Source organism: Acanthopleuribacter pedis (assembly GCF_017377855.1).
Taxonomy (GTDB): domain Bacteria; phylum Acidobacteriota; class Holophagae; order Acanthopleuribacterales; family Acanthopleuribacteraceae; genus Acanthopleuribacter; species Acanthopleuribacter pedis.
This window is the reverse complement of the sequence record NZ_JAFREP010000022.1, coordinates 111,582-137,206: the sequence shown is the minus strand read 5'-3', so window position 1 is coordinate 137,206 and position 25,625 is coordinate 111,582. Positions and strand designations below refer to the sequence as shown.

The 25,625-nt window shown below is 57.3% G+C and carries 14 protein-coding genes; 4 read left to right on the top strand and 10 right to left on the bottom strand.

Translation table 11 applies throughout. The annotated features are described in order from the left end of the window. Positions 1 to 162: 162 nt before the first annotated feature. The gene (locus tag J3U88_RS22195; RefSeq protein ID WP_207861180.1) at positions 163 to 1,239 is read left to right on the top strand and encodes a tetratricopeptide repeat protein; all 1,077 of its coding nucleotides are present in this window, start codon (positions 163 to 165) and stop codon (positions 1,237 to 1,239) included. An 80-nt stretch (positions 1,240 to 1,319) separates the two neighbouring features. Here the strand turns inward: J3U88_RS22195 and speA are convergent, their stop codons facing one another. Together speA and J3U88_RS22185 are read right to left on the bottom strand one after the other, a co-directional pair. Beyond that, positions 1,320 to 3,230 (bottom strand): biosynthetic arginine decarboxylase, encoded by a 1,911-nt coding sequence (speA, locus tag J3U88_RS22190; RefSeq protein ID WP_207861179.1) that lies wholly within the window; start codon positions 3,228 to 3,230, stop codon positions 1,320 to 1,322. 317 nt (positions 3,231 to 3,547) lie between these two features. Beyond that, positions 3,548 to 4,291, bottom strand: coding sequence for an esterase family protein (locus tag J3U88_RS22185; protein ID WP_207861178.1), 744 nt, complete (start codon positions 4,289 to 4,291; stop codon positions 3,548 to 3,550). Positions 4,292 to 4,706: 415 nt separating this feature from the next. On the opposite strand from J3U88_RS22185, the gene J3U88_RS22180 reads away from it, so the two are divergent. Together J3U88_RS22180 and J3U88_RS22175 are read left to right on the top strand one after the other, a co-directional pair. After that, positions 4,707 to 5,900: a cyclic di-GMP phosphodiesterase gene (locus tag J3U88_RS22180; protein WP_207861177.1), complete on the top strand. Its 1,194-nt coding sequence runs from the start codon at positions 4,707 to 4,709 to the stop codon at positions 5,898 to 5,900. Positions 5,901 to 5,940: 40 nt separating this feature from the next. Beyond that, the gene (locus J3U88_RS22175) at positions 5,941 to 8,997 is read left to right on the top strand and encodes a response regulator (RefSeq protein WP_207861176.1); all 3,057 of its coding nucleotides are present in this window, start codon (positions 5,941 to 5,943) and stop codon (positions 8,995 to 8,997) included. Between the two features lie 42 nt (positions 8,998 to 9,039). Here the strand turns inward: J3U88_RS22175 and J3U88_RS22170 are convergent, their stop codons facing one another. The 5 genes from J3U88_RS22170 to J3U88_RS22150 form a co-directional block, all read right to left on the bottom strand. Further along, the gene (locus J3U88_RS22170) at positions 9,040 to 10,482 is read right to left on the bottom strand and encodes a hypothetical protein (RefSeq protein ID WP_207861175.1); all 1,443 of its coding nucleotides are present in this window, start codon (positions 10,480 to 10,482) and stop codon (positions 9,040 to 9,042) included. A gap of 52 nt (positions 10,483 to 10,534) precedes the next feature. Beyond that, complete coding sequence (locus J3U88_RS22165; protein WP_207861174.1) at positions 10,535 to 11,056, bottom strand: type III secretion system chaperone; 522 nt, start codon at positions 11,054 to 11,056, stop codon at positions 10,535 to 10,537. 400 nt (positions 11,057 to 11,456) lie between these two features. Continuing rightward, the gene (locus tag J3U88_RS22160) at positions 11,457 to 13,652 is read right to left on the bottom strand and encodes a xanthine dehydrogenase family protein molybdopterin-binding subunit (protein ID WP_207861173.1); all 2,196 of its coding nucleotides are present in this window, start codon (positions 13,650 to 13,652) and stop codon (positions 11,457 to 11,459) included. 332 nt (positions 13,653 to 13,984) lie between these two features. Next, positions 13,985 to 14,794, bottom strand: coding sequence for a methyltransferase domain-containing protein (locus J3U88_RS22155; RefSeq protein ID WP_207861172.1), 810 nt, complete (start codon positions 14,792 to 14,794; stop codon positions 13,985 to 13,987). A 43-nt stretch (positions 14,795 to 14,837) separates the two neighbouring features. Next, a complete protein-coding gene (locus J3U88_RS22150) occupies positions 14,838 to 15,710 on the bottom strand; it encodes a TolB family protein (RefSeq protein ID WP_207861171.1) in 873 nt (290 codons plus the stop codon). 601 nt (positions 15,711 to 16,311) lie between these two features. On the opposite strand from J3U88_RS22150, the gene J3U88_RS22145 reads away from it, so the two are divergent. Then, positions 16,312 to 18,819, top strand: a complete 2,508-nt coding sequence (locus J3U88_RS22145) for a type IA DNA topoisomerase (RefSeq protein WP_207861170.1) — start codon at positions 16,312 to 16,314, stop codon at positions 18,817 to 18,819. 62 nt (positions 18,820 to 18,881) lie between these two features. Here the strand turns inward: J3U88_RS22145 and J3U88_RS22140 are convergent, their stop codons facing one another. The 3 genes from J3U88_RS22140 to glgP all read right to left on the bottom strand — a co-directional run bounded on the left by J3U88_RS22140 (position 18,882) and on the right by glgP (position 25,425). Further along, positions 18,882 to 19,385: a hypothetical protein gene (locus J3U88_RS22140; RefSeq protein ID WP_207861169.1), complete on the bottom strand. Its 504-nt coding sequence runs from the start codon at positions 19,383 to 19,385 to the stop codon at positions 18,882 to 18,884. 94 nt (positions 19,386 to 19,479) lie between these two features. Continuing rightward, entirely contained in the window at positions 19,480 to 20,901 is a 1,422-nt protein-coding gene (locus J3U88_RS22135; RefSeq protein ID WP_207861168.1) for a sodium/proline symporter, read from the bottom strand. Positions 20,902 to 21,129: 228 nt separating this feature from the next. Further along, entirely contained in the window at positions 21,130 to 25,425 is a 4,296-nt protein-coding gene (glgP, locus tag J3U88_RS35085) for an alpha-glucan family phosphorylase (RefSeq protein WP_207861167.1), read from the bottom strand. Between the last annotated feature and the right edge of the window lie 200 nt (positions 25,426 to 25,625).

Genomic DNA, 25,625 nt, shown 5'->3' with positions numbered 1-25,625 from the left:
GCCCTTTTTGGCCGATCCGGTGAACACCAGGGTTCCTTCTTTTTTTTGAAAAAGATGCGGGAGCCCAGACAAAATCCGGCGTTATAACGTAGAAATACCTGTTTGATACATGGTCTGCCATAAATTGGCGTGAGTTGTTGGTTGTAGGACAAAGGAGGGCTTGTGGTCTCAACATTATTTTTGGTATGTGTGTTGCAAAGCTATCAACCGGAACCCCAATCGATTGAGGTTCCCGACATGATTGTGGTTCCTGAGATTGATGTGCTGGAACTAACGCCGGAAATGAAACAATTTCTCGATGAGCATGTCGGTCATGTGAAAAATCCGGGGGCGCGTCTAAATCGTTTGATTTGGGTTGTTTTTAACAATGAGTTCCTTAATTTAACCTACGAGAACACCAACACCAAAACCGCCGCCGAAACCTTTGAAGAGCGCAGCGGTAACTGCCTTTCTTTTACCAATATGTTCGTGGCGATGTCCCGTTATTTGGGTTTTAAGGTCGCCTTTCAAGAAGTGAGCAATGTGCCGACCTGGGACAAACACGGCAATGTGGTGGTCCTGAACCGTCACATGAATGCCATTGTGTTTCTCGGCGGTCGCCAATTCCCTGTTGATTTCAATCCCGACGCCGTGGTCGACGACCGTACCTCGCGCATTGTGTCGGACCGACGCGCCTTGGCTCAGTACTACAACAACATTGCCGCCGAAAAGTTTGGCCAGGGCAAGCGTCACGAGGCCTTGGCTTGGTTTAAGAAGGCCGTCGAGATTGATGGGAAAATTAGTTTTGCCTGGTCGAACCTGGGTGTTGCCCACCAGTACACCGGTAACCCCGACAAAGCCGAGGCGTGTTACAAAAAAGCGTTGCGGGTGAGTCGCATGGAGATGACCGCGATGAACAACTTGGAGCGTCTGTATTCCAAGACGGGTCGGGAAGAACTGGCTGAAAAGTACCGTCACAAGGTAATGCGTTTCCGCGAAAAGAATCCTTTTTATCAGTACGATCAGGGGCGTAAGGCCTTCGACCGGGGTGCCTATCAAGAAGCGGTGACGCGCTTCCGCAAAGCCATTTATCGCAAACCCAAAACCCATGAGTTCCACCACATGTTGGCCGCCGCCTACCATAAGCTTGGAAAGGACGCCAAAGCGGCCCGTTCCTTGCGCGAGGCGCGCGGCCTAGCCCCTGATGTGTTTAACAAGGATCGATACTCGCAAAAACTGGAAACACTCGCCAAAAAATAGACGGTGGTTTTATTAACAAAAAAGGCGCGTCGCCCCTCGGGGTGCCGCGCCTTTTTTGTTTTTCGTTTGGCTTGCCCGCCCTACTCCTCGAAGTAAGTGTAGCCGTAGAACCCTTCCTCGTAGAGGCCCATCAGTTTGGCCGATTCTTCGAGGTCGAGACGGCCGTCGTCGACTGCCTGTTCAATTTGATCGCGCATCTTGTGCAGCAACTCGCCCCGGTTAAACGAAACGTAGTTAAGCACTTGGTGAATGGTATCGCCTTTGATTAAGTTCTCTATTTTGTATTGGTTATCGCCCTGGATGCGGATTTGAACCGCGTGGGTGTCGCCGAAGAGGTTGTGCAGTTCGCCAAGGGTTTCCTGGTAGGCGCCGATCATGAAAATGCCGATGTAGTAATGGTCACCGTTGTTGATCGAGTGCAGCATCATCGAGGGCCGCGGGCCGTCTTCGCCAATGTACTGGTCGATGACCCCGTCGGAATCGCAGGTTAGATCAACCACGGTGCCAAGCCGGTCCGGTTCCTCATTGAGGCGGTGGATCGGCATGATGGGGAACAGTTGGTCGATGGCCCAGGAGTCGGGCAAGGATTGGAACAACGAGAAGTTGGCAAAATAGGTATCCGACAATTCGCTTTCGAGGTCTTCGATTTCCGGGGTTTGGATGCCGGTTTGCCGTGAAATTTCGTGAACACGACGCATGATCTGCCAATAAACCTCTTCCATGTAGGCCCGTTCCGGCAGGGTTAAGTAACCCAGATTGAACAAGCTTAATGCCTCGGAGCGGTATTGAACCGCATCGTGATAACACTCGCTAAAGTTGTCTTTACTGATGGTTGGCAAAATATCGAACATCTCTTTGACCGGACCGTACCCTTTTTCCGGTTTGGGGAAGTCTAGCCCGCAAGGCCGGATCGAGCTGATCGCCGGCACGTTGGTGACCATCAGCGAGTAGTGGGCCGCGAGGAACCGGCCTGATTCCGACAAGAGGTTGGGAACCGGGATGCCGTTTTCTTGGCAAATTTGTTTGACTCGGTAGACGATGTCGCCCGCGTATTCGCGTAAGGAATAGTTAATCGTTGAGTGGGATTCGCGCGAGCTGCCGTCGTAATCCACGCCCAAACCGCCCCCGATATCCAGGTAGTCGAGCTTGGCGCCGAGCCGCACAACTTCGACGAACACGCGCATGGTCTCGACAATGGCCTGCTTCACGACTTTGATTTTGGTGACTTGGCTGCCGATGTGGAAATGCAGCAGATTCAGCGCATGCAGCAGGTTTTCTTCTTTGAGGCGTTCGATGGCGCGCAATACCTCGGGGACGCGCAATCCGAACTTGGATGCATCGCCGCCGGTTTTGGCCCATTTCCCCACGCCGCGGGTGGACAGTTTGATGCGGAGTCCCAGGCGCGGCATGATGCCGGTTTCCTTGTAATAGGCAATAAAGGTTTCCAGCTCCTCGTAGTTCTCAATCACCGGAAAAATGGTTTTACCCATTTGGTGGGCCATGCCGACCAGACTCACAAATTCACGGTCTTTGTAGCCGTTGCAGACAATCGGTGTTTTCAAATCGGTGGTCATCGCCAGAACAATCAGCAACTCGGCTTTGGAGCCTGCTTCTAAACCGAGGCCGAATTCCTTGCCGTGTTCCAGCATGGAGGTGACCACGTCCCGTTCCTGATTGACCTTGATGGGAAAAAGCGGTAAATACTTGCCCTCGTATTCGTTGTCTTCAATCGCGTGGTTGAAGGCGTTCGAGAGTTGCGCGATCCGGTCACGCAAAATATCCATAAACCGAATCAAAACCGGCATGTGGATTTTGCGTTTATTCAGTTCGTCGATCAACTTTTTTAGATCGATTTTATGGGGCGAATCGCTCGCGGCCTGCACGCAAATATTGCCGTGTTCATTAATAGAAAAATAACCCAGTCCCCACTGGTCAACCTTGTAAAGCTCGCGTGCGCGATCTACCGACCATTGCGCGGCGGTTTGTTCCATAAATCCCCCTCCCAAGACGTATGCGGCCCGAACCGTTTGCGCCCCCGATACATCCTGGCGGGCGGGTGAGGAGACGGTTGTTAGGGTTCCCCAAGGGGCGTTCGGGGCATACAGGCGTTTCCGTGTGGCTGGGCCGTCACGGGTTGCTCAATGCAAACCTACCCTTATATCACAAGAAAGCGGCGCCCAAAAGGTTCGGTGTGCGTGGGACGGGATGAGGGTTCACAGGCTGTAAAAATTTCATGAAGCTCTTGTAAGCGGGGCGTTTAGAAGGGGGCGGGCCCCCTCGGATGTGGCCGCGGTAGGAAAGGCCGCAATTAGGCCAATTTGTACAGGCCGCTCATGTGGTGAACCGCCTGACGACGCCACCATTCCCAGTCGTGGCGTACGTCCTGACCCCAAATATCGAGGTAGTTGGGGATGTGTTTGCTTTGTAACAAGCGGCCGAGGGCGATGGTTTCTTCAATACAACCTTCTTCCCACAATCCTTGTCCACAAACCAGCGTTAGATGGGTTTGGCGTACCCGCTGGAGCGCCTGCCCTTCCAGACCGGGGACAAACGAGAGCGGGCTGTTGAAGTAGATGTCGCTGTTGCAAAAACCCTCGGTGAACTCGGTCAAATCATAGCGACCGCTCATGCACAGCGCGTACGCAAAAACCTCGGGGTACTTGAGGGCGAAAAGGCCCGCGAAAAACCCGCCCAGGCTGGTGCCGCTGGTGTGGAGACGGATCGAATCGGAGCCGCAATCGGCGCGAATCCAGGGCACCAGGGTTTGCATGATAAAGGCTTCATACCTTTTGTGACTCTCAATGCGCACCGCCATCGGCGCCTCTTTGTTGGTCCAACTGCGGCTGATGTTGCTTTCCGGACAGTACAGCTTTATTTTGCCTTGGTTAATAAAAGGCGCGAGTGCATCGACCATTCCCTGGGCGTCCCATTCGTGGGCAAAACCGGCCGCCGAGGGGAAAACCAGCACCGGCTGACCCCAGTGCCCGTAGCACCAAAGGTGTACGGCGCTACCCATTTGTGGACTGTGAATGCGTTCGTGACGTTTTCTCATGGTTGCGTCCTTCGCGTTTTGAGGTGAGTTCCAGGTAATCTATCAGTGTCAGGCGCAATACACCAACGGTTTTCGCCGCCGCCTTTTGGCAAGGGCGGCGCGGCGGCAAACCGGCTTGTGGTAACCGCTTGAATTGCCGCTTCTTTTCCGTTTCTCGGCGTCGCTTATCGCTGATTGAGGTGCTACAATATGGTCTCTAGCCTCATTCCGTTATGACAACAACCTGTTTCGGGAGCGAACCTTGTCCCGTCGAAGGGTTTCGGAAGCGCGGGGCCTGTGTCGTTCGCGACGTTCTCCCTCAAGGTCCTTATTGCTCCGGTCCTCGCATTGGTCCCTGTGGATGGGGAACGTCCCTCGGTATTTGAAACGGTCGGCTTCCATCACCTCATGGGATCTCGAAGGGAAAATCCACTCGATGCAAAAGAAAATTACCATCGATCAATTGCGGCCCGGCATGTATGTTGTCTCGACCAACCGCAGTTGGATTAGTTTGCCGTTTTTTCGAAAAAATATCCCCAACCAGCGAACCATTGATAAGTTGCGCAAAGCCAAGGTGACCGACCTCGTCATTGACCTCAACAAGGGCGTTGACGTCGAGGTTGCGATTGGCAATACCGAGCCCTTACCCGAGCCGGGTTCACCCGCCGCCGTGCAAAAGCAGGCCGAGCAGGCCGCTCAGATTCAAACCATGGTTTTTCAGCAGACCGCTGAGTTGATGGAAGAAATTCGCGCCGGTAAGGTGATCACCGAGGAGCAAGCCGATCAGCAGGTGGGCCTGCTAATGGACCAAATTTTTGAGGATCCCCAATCCATGTTGTGCGTGTCGGTGTTGCGTAATTCCGACGAGGTTGTGTTCGACCATTGTGTCAACCTCTCCATTTTGGCCTTGTTTGTCGGCAAATCGATGCGGCTTGACGAGGAAGCGCTTTTGAATTTGGGCAAAGCCGCCTTGTTGCACGATATCGGCAAGTGCATGTTGCCCAAGGAGATTATTAACAAAAAAGGGCGCTTGACCCAATCCGAACAAGAACACCTGCGACAACATGTGGATCGCGGCCTTGCCTATCTTGGCAAAATGAAAAACGTGCCTGCCGTGATTCGCGATTTTGTCGGCCAACACCACGAGTTCCTTGACGGCTCCGGCTACCCGGGTGGTTTGCGCGGCCCTCAAATTTCCGATTACGGCAAACTGGCCTGCGTGCTTAACGCCTACGATGAGAAGATCCATCGCGATAGCGACGGCGCGGCCGTGGACCCCCGCGGCGCATTGGAAGAAATGCAGGAGCAGGCTGGGCGTTTGTACGACCCCGAAGCACTTAAACTTCTGGTGGACTGTCTGGGGCCTTACCCGCCCGGCACCATTTTGATGTTGGACTCCGGCGAGATGGCCGTCGCTTATGAACCCAACCCCAATCAACCCGAGGCGCCCAAGGTCTTGATCCTCACCCACCTCGACGGTACCTTCCGCGACCAGCCCCTGCCCGCGCAGATTGGTCAAGCCGCCGGTGAGGAAAACCTTGTGCGCGAAATTGTGACCCCGATGACCCTTGAAGACACCAACTTTAACCCCTTGGACATCCTGGCCAAGTACGGCCCTCAATCCGCTTGATCAAGCGTGGCGATCAATCCTTGAATGCGTGTGATGGACTATGAAAATTGGCTTGTACCCGCGAATCCTCCTGGGTTCTCTAACCTTTCTGCTATTTTTGCTGATTCTGCTAACCTGGTTTATGCAGCACCGCCAACAACAACAGTTGGAAAACTGGCGCGGCCAGTGGCAAGAAGATGAAAAAGTGATGCTGCACGGCAACGACTTTTTGCTGCAGCTTAACTACTGGGTGCTCCATGTACCGTCGCTTAACGCCGGCGATCAGGCGCTTCGTTACAAGCGCACCTATGACGCCTATGTCGCTTGGCGCGCCGTGGTTGGCGAACATGGCAACGACGACGCCAAGGCCGCCGTCAGCCTGATCGGCCAAGAGCTCACCGACCTCAAGACCTTGGTCGATAAGCCGCGTGACTCCGCCAAGTACCGCGAGGAATTGGCCGAGATGGTCAACGAAATCAACCTCGACGTGTACAAGGCTGTGCTCAGCAATACCCGCCAACAGGTCGGCGTGGTCGGCGATCTCAAGGCTCAGCTGGTGCCGCTGATGGCCATGATCGGTTTTTTTGCCCTGTTGATGTTGGTCGGCGGTTTTGTGTTGCTGCGGTTTTTTGAGGACCGTGTGCTGATGGAGTTTGCGCGGGTGCGGCAGCAATTGCCCGTTTCCAGTGCCGGCGAATTGGCTGATTTGCGGCCGATTGAGCAGGTTCATGAACTACCGCGCATCACCCAGTCCGTGTCCCAACTCAGTGCCCGCGTGCGGGAAGCGGTTGACGCGCTGAACATCGTTAACAGCCTGGGCGAGGGTTTGCTGATTGTCTCACCGGACGGCTACATTCGCTGGGTCAACGATTCAATCTGTACCATGCTCGGCTACAACGAATCGGAACTCATTGGCCGTGCCGTAACCGACATCTACACCAAAATGAAAACCCCCAAGGTGCAGGGGTTCTTCCGGCGCAATGAGGACGCCGCCGAGGAAAACCTCTTTAAAACCAAAGACGGCAATATTATTCCCGTGCGGTTTTCCAGCTCGTTTTTGTCCGACGATCAAATGGATATCCAGGGGTTTGTCTGTCTTGCTAAGGACATCACCAAGGAACGCGAGGCCCAGGAAGAGTTACAGAAACAATCCCAATGGTTGAGCGTCACCCTCGCCAGTATCGGCGACGCCGTCATCACGACCGATACCAATGGGACCATTTCTTTTATGAACACCCAGGCCGAAACCTTGATTGGGGTGCCCGGTGACGAGGCCGTGGACCGCCCACTTGAGAAGGTGCTGCGCTTAATCGATGAACGCACCCAGGAACCGATTCTTTTGAGTGGTGGTGGGCGTACTTCCGAATCGGGTCACCGCGAGGCCTTGTTGCTGCATTCCGGGGATCGCTGGACCTTCGTTGAGGAAAACGCCTCGCAAATTCGAACCGGCGAAGAACAAGTGCTCGGCTGGGTCGTTGTCATTCGCGACATTACCGAACGCCGCCTACACGCCAAGGAATTGGAGCGGGAGAAAGAAAAAGCCCTTGCCGCGGCCACCGCGAAAAGCCAGTTTCTCGCCAACATGAGCCACGAAATCCGCACGCCGATGAACGGCATTATCGGTATGTCCGGCCTGTTGTTGGATACGCGGTTGACGCGGGAGCAACGGGAGTCGGCGCAAATCGTACGTCGCTCGGCCGAGGCCCTGCTCACGCTGATTAACGATTTGCTCGACTTCTCCAAAATTGAGTCCGGCAAATTGGAGCTGGAAATCATTGAGTTTGATGTGCGCTCCTGTGTCGAGGAGATCGGCGATCTCTTGGGGCGCAACGCGCAGGAGAAAGGGCTTGAGATGGTGATGATGGTCAGCCACAACGTGCCGCGGCGCGTAATGGGTGATCCCGGCCGCCTGCGCCAAATTCTGCTGAACCTGGTCAACAACGCCATCAAGTTCACCCTGCAAGGCGAAGTCTTTGTTAAGGTTTACCTCCGTCACGAACGGGGCGGCCACTACACCCTGCAATTCGATGTAACTGACACCGGGATCGGGATTCCCAAGGATCGGGTCAACCGTTTGTTCCGTCCCTTCTCTCAGGTCGACGCCTCCACCACCCGTAAGTACGGCGGGACCGGTTTGGGGCTGGCCATTTGCAAACAGCTTACCGAGGCCATGGGCGGTCAGATCTGGGTGAATTCCGAGGACGGCAAAGGGGCGACCTTCTCCTTTACCGCTGAATTCGGTCGTCCGGCCGGCGCTGTTCAGCAACACTTCCTTCCGTCGAGCGATCTCAAGGGGCTCAATATCTTGGTGGTGGATACCAATGCCACCAACCGCCTCATTTTGCGGGATCAGCTGGAGCACAGTGGGTGCGTGGTCGAGGAAGCTGATTGTGCCAAGCAGGCTTTTTCCGTTCTGGCGGGCGCGGTCGACGGGCGGCAATCCTTCGATATGGTGATTATTGACTTCTTCCTCGCGGACGACGACGGCGGCCGCTTGGCCCACGAAATCAAAAAACAACCCAAACTTGCCAAGTTACCGATCTTGCTTTTGACCTCCGTGCCCCGTCGCGGGGATGCCGCCAAGATGTTGGAAATCGGTGTCAGCGGTTACCTCACCAAACCGGTCAAATTGAGCCGGCTCTATGACGCCATTGGTACCATTATGGGTCTTGAAAAAGAAGGCCGCGGCGAGGGCAACGAGCTTGTGACCCAACATACCCTGCGCGAAATCAGCCGCAACAAACACCGCGTTCTGGTGGTTGAGGACAACATCGTTAACCAGAAGGTTGCCGTGCGCCTGATGGAAAAGTTGGGCTACTTCTGCGATGTGGCCGCCAACGGCAAGGAAGCCGTGGAGGCCGTCGAGCAAATGCCTTATGACGTGATTCTGATGGATTGCCAAATGCCGGAAATGGACGGCTTTGAGGCGACCCGCGAAATTCGTCACCGCGAACAAACCGAGGGGCTGGGTCAGCACCGCGCCATCATTGCCATGACCGCCAATGCCATGGCGGGTGACCGCGAGCGCTGCCTCGAGGCGGGCATGGATTATTACCTGAGTAAACCCATTCAAACCGCTGAACTGGTTGAGGCGCTCAAGCAGTTTGTCGGGGACTAACCCGCCTGCCGCCGGGGCGACAGGCGGATCTAATTGGGTGGGTTAACCCAGGTTGCTGTCGCCGGTGACGCGTTGCCCGCCGACCCAGGTTCCGATTTGTTGTCGTTGCTGGGCGTTGGTTGTATCCAACGGTGGGCGCGGGACCGGGGGATTGCCGACACCGCGGCGGTAGCCCGTGTAGGCACCTGCAACAGCGCGGTCACGGTTGTCCGCGTTGGTCATGGTTGCCGCCTGAGGTCCATTATCAAAGTTGGCGTTGTAAAGGCCGAGAACGGTGAGTTGGCCCGTTTCGATTTGATTGGTCAGGTGGTTGCCCGCCGCGTTGCTTAAGTCGGCAAGGCTCACGTTTGCCAGCGGGTTTTGCCCGTTTGCCAGGGGTGGCGGGTCAAGCGTAATGATCGGGACGCCGCCGGGGCCGGCTTGTTGGTTTATGTTCACCGTATAGCCGTGGGCCAGCAACGCGCGAACCTCACGTAACAAGGCCGAGGCTTCATTGGGGTTAGAACCACGCACCATGCTGTTTTGGGTCAGTGGCCCCAGCAATTCGAACGATTCGCGATTGTGCATGGCGCCCAGCAACCAAGAAAAGTTGGATTGCATGTCGTGTCCCGCGTTGGCGACCGCGCCCGGAGCCGCGCCCGGAGCCGCGCCCGGAGCAGCGCCCGGAGCCGCGCCCGGAGCAGCGCCCGGAGCCGCGCCCGGAGCAGCGCCCGGAGCCGCGCCCGGAGCCGCGCCCGGAGCCGCGCCCGGAGCAGCGCCCGGAGCAGCGCCCGGAGCCGCGCCCGGAGCAGCACCCGGTGCCGCGCCCGGAGCAGCGCCCGGAGCCGCGCCCGGAGCAGCACCCGGTGCCGCGCCCGGAGCAGCGCCCGGAGCCGCGCCCGGAGCCGCGCCCGGATCCCATGGACGGAATTGCGCTTGGACTTGGGTTGGGGCGTAAATGAAACCCATTGCTTCTTGCTGCTGGTAATGGGCATTCATCTTTTCGCGTGCATACATGATCGGAACTTGGTTGAGCTGGGGGCGACCCGCTTGTTCTCCGCGCTCCCAAGCATGGAAGTTTGAGACCAAGCTGCGGTAGCGTTCCGCCGGGTTCTGGCCGCGACGGTGGAGGATTCGGGTGCCGGCGATATCGCTGCCCATCCGGTAATGGGTGAAAAGTACCTCGGCGCGGGCTAAATTGCGAACCGCTGCATCGCGGCGCGGATTACCGGCCGGCAAGTTTGCGGTGGCGTTGACCTCGGCTTGCAGGGTTGCCTGAAAGGCGGCGAAGTCTCGGTAAACGGGCGGGTTGGTTGAGGCGCGGATCTGGACCGCGCCCGGCGGTATTGCCAGCCCGCGGGTTCCATTGGGTGCCCGTGGGACTTGCGCCGCCAAAACGGCCGCGCCGGGCTGGTTGTTGCGTGCTTGAAGATGGTTGTTGAGTGCATTGCGGGCAGCATTTAATTGGGGGTTGTTGGCGATACGGCCGGGGTTTGCGGGAAACATGGTTCAATCCTCCAGGAAAAATTTTAGAATGGGTTGGCTGTTGGGGGAGACGTTAAGCAAAACCCGCGTGTCTGCTGTGCGATGCGAAAGGCGTGACCTCGCTGTTCGCTGCCATTCTCGCCGTTTGCCGCGGCGCTTGTTCGGCCGGTTCGTTTCGTTGTTCAAATTTGGGCCGAATCGTGCCAATCAGGTCGACCATGTTGTGAAACACGTTTTCTAATTGGCGGGCGTCCAGATCCTTGACCGGCAGAGAGGCGTGGACATTCAAAATATCGCTGTCCGGGTCCAGGGATAAGGTCGTTAGTTCCGTACCACGACCGAAGAAGTTGAGGCGCATCGCCTGGGTCAGGATTTGGTTGCGTGCCTCACCGTCCATGGGTACGAAGGTCACCGGGGCGGCGATAAAACAGTGCTCGCTGATCGGCGGGACCTCGATGTGAACGCGGCCGGTGCCTTCCACGTCGAGGACGCACAATCCATGGTCATCCAAGCTGAGGTCGGCAATCCCCAAGGTGTAGCCAAGTGGTTTTAAAAAGCCTGAAACGGTGCTTTGTTCTTTCGAGGGTTGGGTCATCTATGGGCTCCTTGTTTAGCAATATGCGAATTTGAGGACAGGCGTGGCCGGCGTGTTGCCATGGCGTAGCTATACCCGCGACCGTCGGGGATCGGCGACAGTGGGGTTTTGCCCCATGGGCCTCAGGCCGATGCGTCGCGTTGCGCGAACAGGGTCGTGAGGGATGTGGGTTCGATACGTTCTCGGCCGGCCTTTTCCCGGCCGAGGTAGATGAGGGGCGTCAACCGGATACGGGCGCCTCAAAAGGACCTTGTCACGGGACTTCCGCCGTGCGCGCCGCGGGTCGGGGGCGCTGAACAGGTCTCTTTGCTACCCTTCACGCGCCGATAGCCCGCGGTGATCGAAAAAAAAATAAATTTTGTTGACAAAACGCCGGTCATTTACGGCTACAAGCAGGCCGTTACCCCATTTCGGTCAGGTTTTTGACCAACGGCAAACGGCGCACCCGTTTGCCCGTGGCCGCGAAGACCGCGTTGCAAAGGGCCGGGGCGACCGGGGGTAGGGCCGGCTCGCCCGCGCCGCCCGGGGGATCCGTTGAAGGGACGATGTGGGTTTCCACCACCGGCATGTCGCTGAAGCGCATGACCGGATAGTCGTCAAAATTGCCTTCTTGGATTTGGCCGTCTTTCAGCGTGATTTCTCCGTACAGTGCCGCCGAGAGACCGAAGGAGATACTGCCTTCCACCTGGGCGCGCACATTGTCGGGATCAACCGCGATACCGCAATCAATCGCGGCCGTGACGCGGGGCACGCGCACCGAGCCGTCTTCGCCGACCATGACCTCGACCACCATGGCCACGTAGGTGTTGCTGGTGAAGTACCAGCAACCCGCGATGCCTTGCCCGCTTCCCGGCGGCATCGTTTTACCCCAGCCCGCTTTTTCGGCGGCCAGTTCGAGCACGTTTTTCAAACGCGCCGGTTCCACCTGGAAATCCGAATAGGTTTTGCCCGCGAAGGGTTTTTGGTCCGTTAGCAAGTTCTGACGGAAGCTGAGCGGGTCGACCCCGGCGGCGGCGGCCATTTCGTCGATAAAAGATTCCACCGCGAAGATGTTGTAGGCGTAAGCAACCGCGCGCCAAAAACCTTGGCGCACATCCGATTCGAGTTGGCTGAAAACCCAGCGGGTATTGGGGATGCCGTAGGGCAAATCCATCACGCTGCCGTGCGTTTCCGGGACGTGTGCGCCTTCTTTGCCAAAGCCGTGGTAGGTGCTGTGAATGGAGCTTGAGTAGAGGTGGTGTTGCAGCGCCGAGGCCCGTCCGTTTTCGTCGAAGGCGGCTTTGAGGCGATGGAAGTTTGCCGGGCGGAAAAAACCAAAGCGCATGTCGTCCTCGCGGGTCCACAACAGGGTCACCGGGGCGTGGATTTGGCGTGCGATTTGGGCTGCTTCCAGCACGAAATCGGCATTCACCCGTCGTCCGAACGAACCGCCCATTCGCGTAACCGTGAGGTTGATGTTCTCAGCCGGGATTTCCAGGGCCTCGGACACCGCTTTGATCGCCAGGGCCGGTGCCTGGGTAGGTGCGTGGATTTCAACCCGATCCTGTTGAAAGTGAACGCGGCACGTCATTGGCTCCAGTGGGGCTTGGGCCAAAAAGGGGAGGCGGTATTCCGCTTCAATCACCTTGGCCGACGCGTTGAGGGCGGTGACCGCATCGCCGCGAATATCAAAGGCCTTTGCGTCGGCTGTGCTCGCCACTTGCCGGTCAAAATCCTCGGTGCGCTCACTGCTCCCCTGGTTCCACGAAACACGCAATGCCTTCGCCGCCTTCATCGCCGTCCAGGTATCGTGGGCGACCACCGCAACGCCGGGGTAGGTCCGATCCGGTGCCGGTAGGCCGGGTAGCGGGATGATCTTATCCAGATCGGGAAACTGTTCTTGACTCAGGGGGACTGATTGCGCCAAATCGCCCTTGATGAACGGGCAGCGCACCACCACCGCCACCCGGTTATGGTGGTTGCTCGCGTCGGTGGTAAACGAGGGTAGGCCTGTGACCAGTGCCTGGTGATCGCGGTTGGATGGGCTGGTCCCGATCAAGCTAAAGGATTGCGGGTCCTTGAGCGGGGGGTTTTGGGGCACGGTCAATTGCAGGGTTTCCATCGCGATATCGCCGAACTCAAGCGAATCGGCCGCCTGGTCCTTGCGAAGAATGAGTCCGTTTTCGATGGTGACCATGTTGCGTTTCACGCCCCAGCGTTTGGCGGCGGCTTTGCACAGGAGTTCCCGCGCCGCCGCGCCCGCGCGCCGCATTGGTTCCCATAAGGCGATAATGCTGTAGCTGTTGGCCACCGTTTGGTCACCCAACCGCGGATCGACGCTTGCTTGGTGGACCGTGACTTTTTGCCAGTCCGCGTGCAGTTCTTCCGCCACCAACATCGCCAGGGCTTGGCGCACGCCCTGACCCATTTCCGGTTTGGGGATGGCGATATCGACCTTGTTGTCCAGGGTGAGGCGAATAAAGGCATTGACTTCAACTTGCTCGCGGTAATCGTCGAAAACCGGTTTGGGACCGCGATCACAACGCTGCAGAGAAACACTAAAAACCACACCGCCCGCCGCGGCGGCGCTGATGCGAAGGAAGTGGCGACGATCCATGAGGGGCCTCACTCAAAAAAGAAAATCGGATTTAAACCTAAGAAGATCGAAAGGCGGGACAAGGATGTTTTAACAGACTTTGCCGGTTTCGAGAATAGCGTGCAGGTTGTCTTAGAAGCGGTTGTTTTGGGGCACTTGGCGGGTCCGGTGCCGCTAGCCCGCGTTTCTCACCAAGATTCGTCGCGAGGAGCTGAAACCGTTGTGAGTACGAAGTTTGCGACCGAGGGAAAACGTATGCGTGGCAGCGCCACGTCGAGGCTTTCCCGACCAAGTAAGCGAAGTAATCGCAACGGTTTGAGTTCCGCAGCAGAACTGTTGGTGAGAAATGCGGGCTAGGTTTTGGTACAGACCAGGCCCCAGACTCGGTGGGGGATTTCGAGCATTTCGTCGTTGTATTTGATCTCCAGCAAGCCTTTGAGCGCTAGGTCGAAGCGGACGATTTGTTCCGATGTCATTTTGCCGCTAACCGCTTGGTGGGCGCGGACCCGACCTCGCCAGGCTTGCGGCGTGTAGGGGACCACCACATCAAACGAAAAGGTTTGGATGTATTCGAAACCGGCTTTGGCGACATCCAGGGTCCAGGCCGGGTAAATGCCCACCCCGTGGCCCAGCTTGAGGTGGGGCTTGGCGCTGAGTGGGTTGAAGGCGTCCATCAACTGTTCGCTGGCTTCCGCGATGCTGCCCGGTATGTTGAGCCAATCGAAGTGAATGATCGCCAACTGGCCGCCGGGCTTGAGGACGCGCGCGACTTCCGCCGCGACCTTCGGCCGGTCGAACCAATGCCAACACTGGCCCGCGGTAACCGAATCGTAGTGTTTGCTCGGCAGGCAGGTGTGTTCCGCCCGGCCCAAGACCCATTCGATTTGGAGACCCTCAAATTCGGCGATGTTTTTGGAGGCCGCGATTTGTTCCGGCGTTTGTTCCAGTGCCGTTACCGAGCAGCCGCGCACCGCGAAACCACGGGCCAGGGTGCCGGTTCCGAGACCGAAATCGAGAATGCGTTCCCCCTTGCGCCCAATCTCAAGACGGCGCAGTTCTTCAAAGGTTCGTTCGGGGAAACCAACCCGATAACAAGCATAGTCCGAGGCCGACAGCTCGTGACGGTTGTCGTCCAGGCCGTCTGGGGTGGTGGTGCGTTCCACGGTCGACTCCTTGCGGGGGCGATTCGCGCGGGTGGCGCGGCGTCTAAGGACGGTTAACGACCAAAGCGAGACGTGTCTGGTCGGGGTTTATGGCGAGGCGGGTGATTTCCGTAACCCCCTCTTTGGTTAGATCGGCGACTTGTCGCCACTGCTTGCTTTTTTTCAGCACGAATTGATAAATCACGCCGCCGCGCGCCATGAGCACACGGTCCTTGGCCAACCAAAGCATGTCGACGCTTTCTTTTGCCGTGGGTGTCACCATCACCCTGTCTTCTTTGCCCGGCGTGAGGGTGGCCAGCAAAACACCGCCTTCTTTTTCTCTTTGGATGTAGGCAATGCTTTGACTTCCTGGAATGCGACTCAGGCCGCGGTCGATGTTTTCCGCCAAGGTGATCGGCTTACCGTCCGGCAACTGAACCTGAACCAAACGGTGGGGTTCGCCAACCAAAAACAAAGCCAACGCTTTTTTGCCGAGCCAAGTATGGTAGCCCACCGTGCGCAGGTCGGCGTGGAGAAGTTGTGGGGCGCCCCCGTCAAGCGGGAACTGCCATAAACGTTGGGCGCCGCCCTCTTCCACGCGAATGCACGAAAGGTGTTTGCCGTCCGGGGTCAGGGTTGGGCTGAACTCGCTTTCCGGGGTGGCGCGCAGGGTTCGAGTCGAACCATCCGCGAAGTTGTGAATGCGAATATCCGTCGCGCCTTGGCCGTTATCGGCGCTGTAGGCCATTAAGTGGTTGTCGATAAAATAGGGCTGGTTGTCGTAGCTGTCGTTTTTGGTCACATTCATGACCTTGGTCAGGGTGATGCCGGTTTCGCCGATCTGGCTTTCGGCCACAAAAATCTCCGTGCTCGGCAATTGAAAACTCGTGGTCGTGCCGGCAACCATCAACCCGATGATCCATACAAATGGCGTCACAGTGTACTCCGTCCCGTACCGGTTTTTCGGAATTCTTCCGCGTGAAAACGCGCATCTAGAAGGCGCGATTCGCGCGGTTAGGCTCCCTTAAAATTCTGGAAAAAAAAGATTTGTGTGAAGCGAAGGTGTGTGGAGCAGTTACGCAACCCATGTTCACAAGCCCTTTTAGCCCAGAAATTTAACGGAAACTACCGCGAAGTATCGCCTCTTTTAGGTTTAACGCAGTTAACCATGTTGCGGGCATCTTAGCAATTTATTTCAGATTGACTGTAGCGGGAATTAGGGATCTGTTGTTAGGATCACCGGCGGTCGTTTACGCCGGGAATTCTGTCCTGAAGTGCGCGATTCGGGTGGATGCGATCACACAAATATCGGCGCAGGACGCGCCGAGGGTTGGAGCGAAACGTGTTGGGAAAAGCAAAGGCGTTCTTGTAAGGTACGTCGCGGATTTTCACGACATGTTGCGGCCCAACAGGTTGTGCGAGGGCGCGGCCAAGAATTGCTCAGTTTAGGTCTGTAGCTCAATGCGGTGTTCATGCCGCCTCAAGCCGGCGTCGTCGGTACCGCGACCGCCGATACCCCGTTGGGAGTGTTCTGATTCATGAAGGTTGTGTTAGCCGAGAAACCCAGTGTTGCGAGGGATATTGCGCGCAATCTCGGGGCCGGCCGACGCGGTGACGGTTACCTTAGCGGCAACGGTTGGGTCGTCACCTGGGCCCTCGGTCACCTCGTTCAATTTTCTGAACCCAACGATTACCACCAGCGTTGGGCCGGCCGCTGGAGCTTCGACCAACTCCCGATGGTGCCCGAGAAATGGGTGCTCAAAGACCAGGAACGCACCAAAAAACAACTCGCCGTGGTCCAGAAACTTTTTAACGATGCGGCCACCGAGGAAATCATCTGCGCGACCGACGCCGGCCGCGAGGGTGAAAACATTTTTCGCCTCATTTACGAGTACACCGGCTGTACCAAACCCTTCCGCCGTCTCTGGATCTCCAGTCTCACCGACGAGGCCATCCGCGAGGGTTTCGAAAAACTCCAGCCTGGCGCCGATTTCGACGATTTAGCCCACGCGGCGCTTGCCCGCACCAAAGCCGACTGGCTGGTCGGTATGAACATGACCCGCGCCTACACCGTCCATAACGGCATGCTCTGCACCATCGGCCGCGTGCAAACACCCACGTTGGCCATGATTGTTCGCCGTGATTGGGAAATCGAAAACTTCGAAAAAGCCTTTTATTACGAACTTGTTGCCGATATGCAACCAGGATTTAAAGCCAAGTTTTGGCATCCCGAGGACAAGTATCGCATTGATACCAAGGTGCGCGCTGAACGTTTGTTGCAACAACTCAAACCCCACGACACCGCCACCGTCACCAAGTTTGAAAAGAAAAAGAAACGCAAACGGCCGCCGCAACTCTACGATCTGATCACCTTGCAGAAAGAAGCCAACAAACGTTTTGGGTTCACCGCCAAACAGGTGCTCACCTACGCCCAGGAACTTTATGAAAAGTTCAAGCTGATCACCTATCCGCGAACCGAGTCGCGCCACATTTCCGAGGACATGGCGCCCATGTTACCGCGCATCCTCAAGGCCTTGGAGCATCCCCACGCGTCCGCCGCGTTGGCGCGTCTTCAAGGAGGCTTCAAGCTCAGCAAACACTACATGGACAAAACCAAACTTACCGACCACCACGGGATCTTGCCCACCGACCGGCGCCCGCCCAACGGTCTTAGCGGCCCGCTTGCCCTGATCTACAACCTGGTGGCCACCCGGTTTGTCGCCATCTTTTTGCCCGACCAAGTGTTGGAGGAAACCACCGTGACCCTTGATATCGGTGGGGAAACTTTTTTGGCGCGCGGGACCATCGAACTGGAGCAAGGGTGGCGCGTGGTTGAGCCGCCGCGCAAAAGCAAAAGTGACGAGGCCAAGGACAAGGACAAAAGCAAGGACGATGACGACGGCAAACAAGCCATTCCCACCTTTAAAAAAGGCGATACCGTCGGGGTGGCCGGTTTGGCGGTTCAGGAAAAAGAGACCTCGCCGCCCAAACCTTTCAACGATGCCACCCTGTTGAATGCCATGAAATACGCGGGTCGCGACATCGACGACGACGCCCTCGCCGAGGCGATGAAGGATTCCGGGTTGGGCACACCCGCCACCCGCGCCGAGATGATCGAAAAGCTGATTCGTTCCAAGTTCGTTGAGCGCAAGAAAAAGAACATCCACGCCTTGCCCAAGGGCAAAGCCTTGATCGGCATGGTACTTGATCCCTTGCGGAGCCCGGAACTAACCGGCGAATGGGAACGGCGGCTAAAAGAAATTGAAAACGGCCGCCTCGATCATCGCGCGTACATGACGTCCATCGAGAATTTTATTCGGGAAATGATTCCGGCCGTGCGCCAGACACGTGCCTTGCGGGCCCGGGATTTCGGTGAAGACCGACGTACCCGACAAAACCAACATGCGAAACCGGTGCAGCAAGCATCCGGCGCGGGGCCTGCCGCGGGGCCGCGTGACGAGCCACCCAAGGGCATGGCCAACTTTGGTTCCTGTCCCCGTTGCCGGCGCGGCTGGATTGTGGAGGGCAACAAGGCTTTCGGCTGTACGCGCTATCGGGGTGGCTGCCGGTTGCTGATTCCCAAGGAGATAGCGGGCAAAACGTTGACCAAAAAGCAGATCACCACCTTGGTGGAGAAAGGCCAATCCAACCTGATCAAAGGGTTTAAAGACAACGAGGGAAAAACCTTAAACGGCCGTTTAACCTTGGATCCGCAAAACGGCATTCAGTTGATCCCGGCCGAGCCAAGTAAATCCAAAAAGGTGACGGAAGAAGATATCGTTGCCTTGACCTGCCCCAAATGCAGCCAGGGCACCTTAATGGCCGGTAAACGTGGGTTTGGGTGTAGCCGATTCCGCGAGGGATGCCGCTTTGTGGTGTGGTATGAAACCGCTGGTAAGAAGTTGACCCCGGCTCAGGTCAAAAAGCTCGTCGAAAAGAAAAAAACCACCCTAATCAAAGGGTTCAAAAACAACAACGGCGATTCCTTCGACGGCTACCTCGTCATCGACGACCACGGCCAGGTCCAAATCGAAGCCAAAACCTAACCCGCTTTTCTTCCTAGCCGAAGCTGTTCGAGCTGGTTGCGAGTTATCGCGCTACTTAGGTTTTATTGTCTGGGTGGAGCGAGGCCTAATAATATCTCGGGGAGCGGCATTTTGAAACAATCGCCATAAAATGTGTTTGTTGGTTGGTGTCGCCTGAAGAGCTGGTGGTCTGGAAGTGTCACATTGTTATCCCATGCTAATTTGATGAACTTATTGATGTCTTTAAGTGATTCTATTGCCGGAGGCCTGATTCCTCCATATAGTTCGACTGTTGCTATATCAAAAATGATTTCAATAAGCGAAAGAATATAGGGTGGGGTTGTTCGGAAAAGAGACTGAAGGCGGTAGAATTCCTCAGATTCAACAGAGAGATCGTCATCCTTGTTTGGGCCTTCGTACTCCTTATATGTTGAGAATTCTAAAATTGAATCGGGCATTCTATCCGCGGCATGCTCGTGCCATATGTCGAGCCTATCTGTGAGGGTATAGCTGGACAGAAAGGCGATGAAGTCGAACCATTTTTTGCGCGCTTCTAAGGGGAAATCTTTTTTGATTGCCTCAGCCAAACAGGTTGTTGCATAGGCGACGCGCCCATAGATGGAAACGGTTTCAAAGAAAACAGACAGATTTCTGACCAGTTTAGGTTCCTTCTTCGGTCTCCTATTCGGAATGGCTGGGTGGACTGGTCCCGGTTTTTTCTGCGCCGAAAAATGCGATAAGTAACGCGATGACAAAGGGCAGAACCCGCTCGACGATGGTTCCCTTGGTTCCGGGAATCAGGTAAAACACCACGCCGAGCGAAAAGCCGACCACCATGGCGGCAAAGGCGAAAGCGGGCCTGACCTTGCCGCGGTGTAACCGCACGAGAAGGAGTGGGCCGAACGCGGCCCCGAGCGCGGACCAGGCAAACAGCACTTTTGAAAAAATGGCGCGATCTCCGAAAACAGCCAAACCCACCGCGGCTAAGCTGACCAGCGTCAGGGCGATACGCGGGGCATTTTTGCTTCGGCGTTCACCGGGTAAATCATGGGTTACCGAAGAAGCCGCCACCAGGAGCTGACTGTCGGCGGTGGACATGGTCGCGGATAAAACGGCCGCCAACACCACGCCTGCCAGGATGGGGGGCAGTAATTCACTCGCGAGGTGGAAAAGGATCGTTTCATTGTCGGCAAGTTGTGAGCCCAGTACGCGACCGCACCAGCCCAGCAGAATCATGCCGGCAAACACAAAACAGGCCCAGGTCAAAGCAATGCGACGCCCGATTCGAATGGTGTCTTCATCCCTGGCCGCCATGAAGCGGTTAACCACGTGCGGCTGACCCGGTCCTCCCAAACTAATCCCCACCAGTGAGCCGATGAAACCCACCGCCGCCATCAGTTCCATATCACGGGTGAAGCTGCCAAAGCTGGGCTCGGGGACGGCCGCGATGCCTTCCGCCAAGGCGCCGGGCCCGCCTACCGCGATCAGGGCGACAATGGGGAGCAGTAACGCGCAGGCCGCCATCACCAAACCTTGGAGCGTGTCCGTGGCGCTAACCGCGAGAAACCCGCCGGTGAGGGAATAAATCCAAATGATTAGGGCGCTGACCACAATGCTGAGGACGGGGTCCATCGCGAAAGTTGCTTCAAACAACTTGCCGGCACCTTGGTACTGTGAGGCCACGTACACCAGCAGCGAACAAAGCACGATCAGCGAAGCGGCGTAACGGCACGCCTTGTTCCAGGTTCCTGACGCTTGGCCGGCCAGGAAGTCGGTTAAGGTGAGTGCTTGTTCGCGGGTCGCCTCTTGCCGCAGTTTCGGGCCGACCAAATACCAGTTGATGAAAAAAGCGCCCACGCTACCAGGGATAATCCAGACGGCGGAGAGCCCGTGGGTATAGGCGAACCCGGAGACACCCAACAAGGTCCAGGCCGAGGAAGAACCCGCGGCCGAGGAAAGCGCGGTAAACCAGGGACCGAGACTTCTGTCGCCGAGAAAGAAGCCGGCGTCATCGCCGCCCTTGTCGCGGTAAGCGAAGCCGATGCTCAGCAGCACGATTTTGTAAACGAACAGGACGAGGACGACGACCCATAAAGTATTCATAAGTTAATCCATTGCTCGAAATGCGCACCCTCTTCGTTATAACCGGTTGATGGGGCGGTAAAACCTGAGTTACTTCGTTCATGTGAAAACATGTCGTGCCTTCATTATGGCACGACCGGTCTAAGCCCAATGGTAGGAAAGCGGTGCAGGATTAAACAGGCCCTTCGTTCAAAGTCTGAAGACACCGATGACGAAAACCGAAGGCCTTTTTGGTTGTCGGTCCTGCTGTTACCTGGCCCACTTCACCAGCGGAAAGGACAAGTCCAGACTCTCGTCGTTGGGACGCACGCGGATGCCGTACGCCTTGGGGCCGTTGCGCATGGGGACGTAGATTCCGCGCCAACGGCTTTCGGTGCCCTTGTCTTCAGCCTGTTGGAGCGGATACACGATCAGCTCGTGGAGGTGGTTATTGTGGTCGCGCACGCCGCTGACGAATTCGACGCGCAGCATCTCGGCAGGTAGGTTTTCATGGCGCAAATGCACTTCCACGTGGACATCCATGCCGTGACACACGGATTCCTCGCGCAGGCCCTCCACGTGGGTTTCCAAAATGGCCAAGCGCTGCCAGCCGGCGAGGAACAAGTCGTGACGGCGCGCCTTTTCGCCGCAGGCATCGTAGTGGTTGGCGAGGAAATGATCGCGGCGGTCCAGCATGGTTTGGTAGAAGCGCTGGTTGTATTCGCGTAACAGGCGGTGACTGCTGAAGTTGCCAATGACTTGAGCCATGGCGCGGCGACCGCGATCCAGCCAATCCTGACTGGGGCCGATCATGCACTCGTGGAAGTAAAGCGGGATGAGGTTCTGTTCTAGCAACAAATACAAATGCTGGCTGTCGAACTCGTCGCGGTAGTCTCGGTTGGCGACGGGCAGGTTTTTGCCGATGGTCCAGCCGTTTTTGCCGTTGTCTGCCTCGACCCACCAGCCGTCGGGCACGCTGAGGTTGAGCGCGCCGTTGGCGGCGGCCATGATACCCGAAAGCATGTCGTAGTTGCCCAAATTGGAGGGCGCGTTGAGCCATAAATCGCAACCCTGAACCAGCATGCGGTTGAGGAACAGGTCGAAATTCTCCAAAAAGATCAGGCGCCCGAGGAATTCTTCGCGACGCGACAGGTGGAACATGTCTTTGACCAGTTTCTCGGCCTGCTTGCGTTCGGCCTCGGTTTCGGCTTCCAGGGTGCCCGGCAAGATGTGCGAGGCGAACAGGATGATCACGGGGCGGTCTTCTTGGTTGAGCAGGCGGGCGAGGTGGGCGGTGTCGCGAAATAGCAGGTTGGCGCGAGGGTTGAGGGCCAGGTGGTGGGTGAAGCCGATAATGAGCGCGTCGTCGCGCATGGTGCCGATGATTTTGGTCAGGAGCGACGGCGAATCGCGGCGGTGGTGCCAGGTGTGTTCCAAATGACGGCGCACCTCGTGAAGCAAGCGTGCCTTGGCCTTGAGTTTGGCGCGGCGGATGTCTTTTTCCGGCAGGGTGGTGACCAGGTCGAAATCCACCTCACCGGGACCGCGCTGGGTCCAGTCGGCGCCCAAGGATGTGTTGAGCAGCTCGAGCAGGTCGGGCGTGATCCAGGAGGTGGGGTGGACGCCCTCGGTTACTTGGGAGATGGGGAGTTCCGAGGCGTGGTAACCGGCGGCCAAGGGTTGCAGTTTGCGCTGAATTTGAGCGCGGTGGGTCTGGTTCTTGGCGGTGAGTTTGCCGGCACTGCGAATCCCTAATAGGTTGAGGGAGAAACGGTTGCGTCGCTGAGGGTCGGGTTGTGCGCCGAGGGCGGTGAGGTGTTGCCACGAAACGGAAAGCGAGTGGCGGTAGAGGTTGAAATAAGGACGGATGGTGTCCTCGTCAAATACGGTGCCTTGGTGTGATTCCTCGTCATGGCCGGCGTGGTACACGGTCATCAGCGTGGTTTCACGGATGTAGGCGAGCGCGGCGTCGAAGGGGAGATTCTCCTTGTGGACCAATTGCGCGGCCCGGCTGAAGGTCAGAAAGGCGCCGTGACAGTCGTTGAGATGCCAAATTTTGGGTTTGATATCCAGTTCTTGCAACAGGTGGCGGCTGCCGACGCCGAGGATCATACACTGCTGTAGGCGGGTTTCGGGGTCGGTTGGGTTGCAGTGGCGCGTGATGAGCCGGTCCTGATCGCTGTTGTCGTGGTGGTCGCTGTCCAGCAGGTAAAGCGACACGGCGCCGACCTCGACCCGCCATACCTGGAGGGTGACCCGGCGACCGGGGAAGGCGATGCGAATGGTAAACAGCGAGCCGTCCCGTTGTTTGAGGGGGCGGATGGGTTGAGAGGTGAAGTCGGATTCGCGGAATTCGCCGTGGAAGTTGCCCTGTAGGTCGAAGCGCTGGGTGGGGGTGCCGTGGTGGAAGGCGAGACTGAGGCCGACCATGGGGAAGTCCAGGTCGCCGGCGCTTTTGAGGGTGTCCCCGGCGATGGTGCCCGCGCTGCTGAAAAACAGGGGCAGGCATTCGTGCAAGGTGAATTGGTAAGAGATATAAGCGACCTCGGGCCGGCGCGGGCCGGTGCGTTGTCCCTGGTAGGCGTCGAAGCGGGCGAGGGTGTCGTCGAGGCGTTGGAGGAATACGGGGTCTTGGGCGAGGTTGTTCAGGGTTTCTTGGGGGACGGAATCGAGCATTTCCACCGGGTTGTGCCCCGACTCGTGCCAGGCCTCGTTGTCGAGTTCGGCAAAAAGTTCGGCCGCGCTTGGATGCCAACTCCACCAGAGGTTGTAGGCGAGTTCTCGCAGGCGGCGCAGGGAGGCGGGCAGCAGGTTTAGCACGGTAAAGGGTTTCATAATCGGCGGTTGGCCGGTGCTGAGGGTGAGGATGTCGGCGTTTTCGTAGAGGGGAAGGGTTTCTTTTTTGTGGCGACCGTGGCCGTGGTAACGACGGTCGCGGGCGGTAATGGCCTCGTGGTAAGCCTCGAGGTAGTTGCGAATGCAAAGGGTCCAATGGAAGTTGTCGGCGCGTTTGCGCGCCTCGCGCGACCACTGTGCTCGTTGTTCGGCGGGCGCGGTGACAAAGCCGGCGGTGAAGCCGGTGAGCTCGGCGGTGGCTTGCTCGTAGTCGGCGGTGGTGCGCTGCATGACATGGCAAAAACGGCTGCGTGGATAGGCGTCGGAAACCCAATTACCGAAACCGGAAAGGTCGGAGGTGAGGGTAGGCACGCCGTTGGCCAGGGATTCCATCGGACCGAAACCCCACGTTTGGTAGTGGGCGGGGAACAAGGAGAGGTCGAAGCCGGGTAACAGACTCGCGTAATCCTGGTTCATGACGCCGTCCTCGCCGTCGAGCACGGCGGGTACAAAGATGACGTTGATGTGATCTTCCGGCTGGTTGCGAATCTCGAGTCGGGCCAGATGGCGTTGGATCGGATCGTCCTCAATGTGGTAGAGGTCGTGGGTGATCAGTTTGGGTTTCTTGAGGGGTTCGGTGCCGTTGAGCGCGTTGACGACCTGGCGGTTGGGATGAAGAACGCGGCTAGGTGTCAGCAAAAACAAAACGACGCGGCGGCTGCCGGTTTTGAGGCGTTCCTCCAGGTGGGGCAAGGTGTCGAGGATGAGGTTCAGGCCTTTATTGATGTAGTCGTAGCTGCCCGAGCTCAAGAGCAGGAGGGTTTCCTCGCGGTCAAGGGTGGCGGCGGTCAGGGCTTCCGCGACTTGGAACAAACGTTCGCGGGCTTTTAGCCGGTGTTCGGGGTCGCTCGTGTGGGGGGCGGGGAAATCGTCGGGTAAGGCGTTGGGCGTGATGAGTGAGGCGCGACGGTCGTGGAAAAACTGCATCTCGCTGGCAGTCACGGCGCTGGGGGTGGTGATGCAATCGGCCTGAATAACGGCCGCTTTTTCGAGTTGATAGGGCGGATACAAACCCAGGTATTTGGCTTTTTCGTCGCCGTTGATTTTCTCCAAGGCGGTGACGACGTTTTCGCCGGTATTGGCGATGGCGCGGCCCAGCACGGTGTGGTGGAGGGTCACGACATGGGCGACTTCCGGGTGCCGGTCCTTGAGGAAGAGTTGGCCCGCGACGACTTGCCAGTTATGCCAATGGGCGACGATTTCCAAGTTCTCTTGGTTCACCTCGCTGTAGGCGCTGATCACGCGGCCCGCGGTGTAGCCGAAGAGCACGGGCTCAAGGAAGTCCCAATCGGCGTCGTCGGCTTCCACGTGGTACTGGCTGAACAGCCAATCGACCAGGTCTTTTTTGCGGCGGTAGGCGTTGGAAAAGTCGACGAGCAGGCAACGCGGGCGGCCGGGAACGTCCCAGCGGTAACTGTTGATGCGCCAGCCTTCGTCCTGGAGTGGGTTGAGCCAAGTCATGGCATGGGGTTCGGGGATCAAGTTGTCGGGATGTTGATCCTCGCGCTCCAAGTGGGGGGCGATCAGGATGTAGTGGTCGCCGTAAATCTTGGTCATCTTCTGCGCTTTGCTCGCCAGAACTCGCCGGGTCCCTCCCTTGGGGTCGCCTAAATCCCAGCAAACTTCAAAGATAAAGTAGGTGTCGGTCGGTTCACGCGGCGGCGTAATCACGGGTTTGACCTCCTAGGCGTGGGCTGTCATGGAAGACCATGTCGCCAAGCTGTCGCTCAGCCGGCGCGCCACAAGGGGTTTCTCCCCTACGGGGTGTTGCATTCGTCATTTCTGCAGGCTTGTGGTTATCATCTTACCTGAACCGCGCGGGATCGTTGAGATATTTACCGCAAAGAGTTATCGGGTTTTGGGTCGGCAGG

Coding starts and splice junctions, on each gene's coding strand:
- J3U88_RS22170 (WP_207861175.1), bottom strand. CDS start 10,482: ATGTTTCCCGCAAACCCCGGCCGTATCGCCAACAACCCCCAATTAAAT.
- J3U88_RS22180 (WP_207861177.1), top strand. CDS start 4,707: ATGCAAAAGAAAATTACCATCGATCAATTGCGGCCCGGCATGTATGTT.
- J3U88_RS22145 (WP_207861170.1), top strand. CDS start 16,312: ATGAAGGTTGTGTTAGCCGAGAAACCCAGTGTTGCGAGGGATATTGCG.
- J3U88_RS22135 (WP_207861168.1), bottom strand. CDS start 20,901: ATGAATACTTTATGGGTCGTCGTCCTCGTCCTGTTCGTTTACAAAATC.
- J3U88_RS22185 (WP_207861178.1), bottom strand. CDS start 4,291: ATGAGAAAACGTCACGAACGCATTCACAGTCCACAAATGGGTAGCGCC.
- J3U88_RS22160 (WP_207861173.1), bottom strand. CDS start 13,652: ATGGATCGTCGCCACTTCCTTCGCATCAGCGCCGCCGCGGCGGGCGGT.
- J3U88_RS22175 (WP_207861176.1), top strand. CDS start 5,941: ATGAAAATTGGCTTGTACCCGCGAATCCTCCTGGGTTCTCTAACCTTT.
- speA (WP_207861179.1), bottom strand. CDS start 3,230: ATGGAACAAACCGCCGCGCAATGGTCGGTAGATCGCGCACGCGAGCTT.
- J3U88_RS22165 (WP_207861174.1), bottom strand. CDS start 11,056: ATGACCCAACCCTCGAAAGAACAAAGCACCGTTTCAGGCTTTTTAAAA.